We start from the raw sequence: 4,815 nt of genomic DNA, 5'->3' as shown, positions 1-4,815 counted from the left end.
GACGGCTGTTGCTGAAGTAGAAGTACCTACTGAAGAGGCGCCAGCAGAAGAGGAAAAATCTGCTGAGTAACTCAATGAACATTATTCCAAGTTCAAAAAGGCTGTTGGTCGGTACGATTAATGGCCTTTTTGGCGTTCAGGGTTGGGTGAAAATCTTTTCACATACACAGCCTAGAAAAAATATTTTATCTTACAAGCCTTGGCATACACAGATTGACGAACAATGGCAAATATTAGAAATTGTCAATGGTCGAGAGCAGTCGAAAACCATTGTTGCAAAAATTAAAGATATTGATAACAGAGAGCAAGCCAGAGCAATGATTGGTATTGATGTTTATATTGAGAAATCCCAATTACTCAAACTCAAAAAAGGCGAGCATTATTGGGAAGATTTAATTGGTTTGGAAGTGATTAATCGATCAAATTTTGTACTTGGAAAAGTGCAAAATTTGATGGAGACAGGTGTCAACCATGTACTCATTGTGCAAGGGGAAAAAGAGCATTGGGTGCCGTATATTGAGCCGTTTTTGTGTGAAGTCAATATCGAAAAACAACAAATTTTGGTTGATTGGGATGAGGATTTTTAATGGTCTTATATAAGACCTTTGCGTCATTATGAATAACCACCAAAACACCATCTTTTATCAATTTGAAAACTTTTTAAAACACTTTTAGTCTTGCTAGGCTTGGTATAATAATTTTTTTAAAACTATGGAAAAGAAAAATGGAAAAGAAAGAAGAAAATTCAACACCTGAAGTGACTCAACCACAAGCAAACTTAATTGATGAAATGTATGTTGACGGTACAGCAAGTATTAGTATCCGTCAGAATGTTGCAAAGATTGATTTTTATCAAGCTTCACCAATCATGAGTAAAGATGGCGCTGATGAGAAAAGAGAATTTCGCAAGATTTCCCACCGTTTAGTTTTGCCAGTAACTGGTTTGGCTGAAATTCGTGAAATTTTAGATAAAATCATAAAACAAACTCAAGAGAACACAAGTAAATAGTTGTAAAAAAACCCCAGACAAACTAAGTTAGAAAATCAACTGCACCTGATTTTAAAGAATAATTAGCAGCTATAACTTCTAGTTTATTATTTTTGATAGCTTCTTTAATAATTGGCGATTGGCTTTGTAATTGTTTGACGGAGTTAATAATGTTAACTTCAACAGCCTTGTCAACCAGTTCATTATTTGTTAAATTTAATTTAAGCAAAGGTAGAATGGAAGGCTTTATTCTGTTAGTTATAGAGTAAAGGCCGTCCGATAGATTTGTTTTATTAATGCATTCGTCAATAGTTGCATTAATAGCTCCGCAATTAGAATGGCCTAACACTACAATTAAAGCTGTTTTGAATTTAGAGATTGCAAATTCAATACTCCCCATTTGTGAGGGGGCAACTATATTTCCTGCAATGCGAATAATAAACAAATCACCAAAACTCTGGTCAAAGATAGTCTCAATGGGTACTCGTGAGTCAGAACATCCCAATACAACCGCAAATGGACTTTGTTCTTTTACATCTTTTGCGCATCCATGCGCATGGAATCTATGGTGAAATGTAGTGCCATTAACAAAACGCTGATTACCATCAACCAATCTTCTTCTTGCTTGCGTTGAGTTTATTTTGTCAGAAATGATACTCATCCTTTAAAAGAGGATGCTCATCATTGACATCATAACAATGATAAATAGTATTGTCATAAACCCACCTGCTTTAATGAAATCTGCCACCTTATAGCCACCAGGTCCCATAATTAAAGCATTCACCTGATGTGTGGGAATTAAAAATGAGTTTGAAGTGGCAATGGCAACTGCTAGCGCATAAACCGCAGGGTCTTCCCCTACTTGAATGGCAATATTAACAGCAATAGGCACTAAGAGAATAGTTGCGCCTACATTAGACATGACTAGGGTAAAGAAGGTTGCTAGCACTACAATTGAGCTTAGTATTACCCAAGGTGCCATATCGCCAACTACTTTAACTGTTTCTTGTGCAATCCATAAGGCGGTGCCAGTTTTTGATACGGCCATACCTAGTGGAATAAGGCTGGCTAATAAAAATACTGTTTTCCAAGAAACCGCACGATAAGCCTCTTCTATTTTAATAACACCAGATAAAATCATACCCAAGGCGCCAGTCATGAGTGCGATGGAGAGTTTAATATCCGTAAATAATACTAAGAAAAGTGCAATCGCAAAGAAAATACTTGCCCATTTGATTTTCTCAGGTCGGTACTCTTCTTGCCTTGGATACTCAGAAGTAATGACAATAAAGTCAGTATTAGATTGCAGTCTATCAAGGTCAACCCAGCGTGTATGGACAATTAATGTATCGCCTGATTGGAAAGGAATATTGCGAATACCCTCACCTTCTTGCATGGTTTTACCACCACGATGTAGCGCCACCATGGCAATACCATAGGTCTTGCGCAACCATATATCTCTAGCGCTTTGGTTAATAAGTGAAGAGTTAGGTGGGATAACAATTTCTGCTGTGCCACATTCTTGTGTAGACAACAAATTAGAGAATTTTTCAATGGTGTCTGAGAGCTCAAGATGAAAGCCTTCAACAAAAGCATCTAAATGTTCTTTTGTTGTCAATACGCCTAGGGTCATTTGTGGTTGAATAGTGGTGCCTCGTTCAACTGAATGGTGCCCAATAAATGTCTCGCCTTCGATGGTTTGGATGGCGATAATTCTAATTTTAGCCGCTGTTTCAATATCGTCAAGTGTCATGCCAACTAAGTTAGAATCCTTAGGAATATTAACCTCAAATAAATCATAATCTATATCATAAACTTGATGAAAGTGCTCAATGGCTGATATAGATTCTGACTGATCTTTTTTGGTTGCAGGTAAGACAAACTTGCCAGCAATGACGAAATATACAATACCCATTATGACCAGTGCAATGCCTATTGGTGTTACGGAGAATAATCCCCAAGTGTCCATCTGCTGTCCAACTTCTAATCCTTGGTTAGTGGTTAAAATTAAATCATTTAGCAAGATTAAAGGGCTAGAGCCCACCATGGTTATTGTGCCACCTAAAATTGCTGTAAATCCCATTGGCATCAATAGTCGCGACATTGGGATACCTGAGCGTGATGAAATGCGACTCACAACAGGAATAAATAGTGCGGCTGCACCCACATTTTGCATGAAAGATGAGATAAATCCAACAGTAGAAGAGATAATTGGGATTACTCTTGGCTCGGAGGTGCCACCTACTTTAAGAATGAAAGTGGCAACTCTGCCCATCAACCCAGTTTTGTCCAAGCCTGCTCCAATAATCATTACTGCAATAATTGATATAACCGCATTAGAGGAGAACCCATCAAACAATCTTTGGTTGTCAACTAGTCCCTCTTCTAGCCCCATTAAAGTATGAATCCATGGCAAAGAGCTTAGCCCTAAGATGATCATAATGGTAATGGCAGCTTCGTCAACTTCTACCACCTCAAAAGCAAACAAGTAAATTGTTAATACAAGAATCCCCAGCATCCAAGAAATAGAGGTGGTTGGCGCAATTGTTGAAAGCCACACAGCAAAAATAGCAAAAATAATGGCTGAAATATTTTTTTTATTGAGCATGATTTTGATTTTATTAAGGGTAAAAAACAGTAGGCAAAATTATACCGTAATCACAACATTACTAATCACTGCTAACAAGGTCTTACTGGTTGAAAAAATATCTATTTTTGAATTTTAATGACCCTAAAGCACATTAACCACTTTCTTGCTAATTTTGACAAAGCGTTGAATATAATTAATTTTTTTGTCTTGTTTGCGCAAAATTGCAAATAATTTTCGATTAAGCTCCTTTACACCTATTTGAATTGTTTTAGGTCCAGGGGTTTATGACATTCATTCTCCTAACACCCCTTCAGTGGCATCCATGGTTGAGCTAATGGAAAAGGCAGTCCAACGTATTCCCGCTACAAGGCTGTGGGTTAATCCTGATTGTGGTTTAAAAACCAGACATTGGGACGAGGCAATGCCTGCATTGACTAATATGATATTGGCTAGTAAGCAACTTCGAAAAAATTGATTTATAAGTTAGAGTAAAAGGCTTTAATAAAATATAAACCTTGAGGCGGGGCAGTTGCACCCGCCTTTTTTCTATCTTTAGAGATTAATACTTCCTTAACCCATCCAACAGGTTTTTCGCCCCTGCCTACTTTGAGTAGTGTGCCGACGATATTGCGCACCATATGGTGCAAGAAGGCATTGGCTTTAATATCCAACAAGATTTCATTGCCGTGTTGAGTGAGCTTTATAAACTCAATGGTTTTGATGGGTGATTTTGCTTGGCATAGACTACCACGAAAAGCTGAAAAATCATGCTCACCGAGTAAATATTCAGCGGACTTGCTCATTGCTTCTACTTCTAATGCTCTTGACTCCCATAAGGTGTGTTTAGCCATTAGAGCAGAGCGCACTGGCGTATTGTGAATCTTGTAATGGTAGCGCCTTGCGTGAGCATTAAAGCGCGCATGGAAATCCTCATTAGCGCGTTTTACCCAAACAAAATTGACATCATGAGGCAGGTTAACATTGCCACCAAGAAGCCACGCTTTGTCTTCTCTGTTTGCACTTGTTTCAAAGTGAATAACCTGTTCAATAGCGTGTACACCCGCATCTGTTCTACCTGAGCAAAATACCCGTACGGGGTGGTCAGCAACATTTGAGAGTGCTTTTTCGACCACTTGTTGAACAGTGCGAATGCCAGATTTTTGCAACTGCCATCCGTGGAAGTCACTGCCCATATACTCAACACCTAATGCTATCTTCATTTTTGTAAATCCTTTAT

5 protein-coding genes and 1 pseudogene are annotated in these 4,815 nt (G+C 38.2%); 3 read left to right on the top strand and 3 right to left on the bottom strand.

The window, feature by feature from the left end; genetic code table 11:
• Nucleotides 1-74: 74 nt before the first annotated feature.
• On the top strand, nt 75-587 hold the full coding sequence (rimM, locus tag BAZSYMA_RS01935; protein ID WP_090715050.1) for a ribosome maturation factor RimM: 513 nt from the start codon (nt 75-77) through the stop codon (nt 585-587).
• Between the two features lie 137 nt (nt 588-724).
• A complete protein-coding gene (locus BAZSYMA_RS01930; RefSeq protein WP_090715048.1) occupies nt 725-1,009 on the top strand; it encodes a hypothetical protein in 285 nt (94 codons plus the stop codon).
• Between the two features lie 22 nt (nt 1,010-1,031).
• Here BAZSYMA_RS01930 and BAZSYMA_RS01925 read toward each other — a convergent pair whose 3' ends face one another.
• Both BAZSYMA_RS01925 and BAZSYMA_RS01920 read right to left on the bottom strand, forming a co-directional pair.
• Nucleotides 1,032-1,649, bottom strand: a complete 618-nt coding sequence (locus tag BAZSYMA_RS01925) for a carbonic anhydrase (RefSeq protein WP_090715045.1) — start codon at nt 1,647-1,649, stop codon at nt 1,032-1,034.
• A 3-nt stretch (nt 1,650-1,652) separates the two neighbouring features.
• Nucleotides 1,653-3,596, bottom strand: a complete 1,944-nt coding sequence (locus tag BAZSYMA_RS01920; protein WP_090715042.1) for an SLC13 family permease — start codon at nt 3,594-3,596, stop codon at nt 1,653-1,655.
• Nucleotides 3,597-3,846: 250 nt separating this feature from the next.
• Here BAZSYMA_RS01920 and BAZSYMA_RS01915 point away from each other — a divergent pair.
• A pseudogene (locus tag BAZSYMA_RS01915) lies at nt 3,847-4,053 on the top strand (hypothetical protein); the annotation flags it as partial.
• A gap of 1 nt (nt 4,054) precedes the next feature.
• Here BAZSYMA_RS01915 and truA read toward each other — a convergent pair.
• Nucleotides 4,055-4,815 (bottom strand): tRNA pseudouridine(38-40) synthase TruA (gene truA, locus BAZSYMA_RS01910; RefSeq protein ID WP_241502520.1); only part of this gene is annotated, 761 nt, incomplete at its 5' end.

Origin of the sequence: Bathymodiolus azoricus thioautotrophic gill symbiont (assembly GCF_001298715.1) — a bacterium.
In the GTDB taxonomy this organism is placed as follows: domain Bacteria; phylum Pseudomonadota; class Gammaproteobacteria; order PS1; family Pseudothioglobaceae; genus Thiodubiliella.
This window is presented reverse-complemented; position numbering and strand designations above follow the sequence as displayed.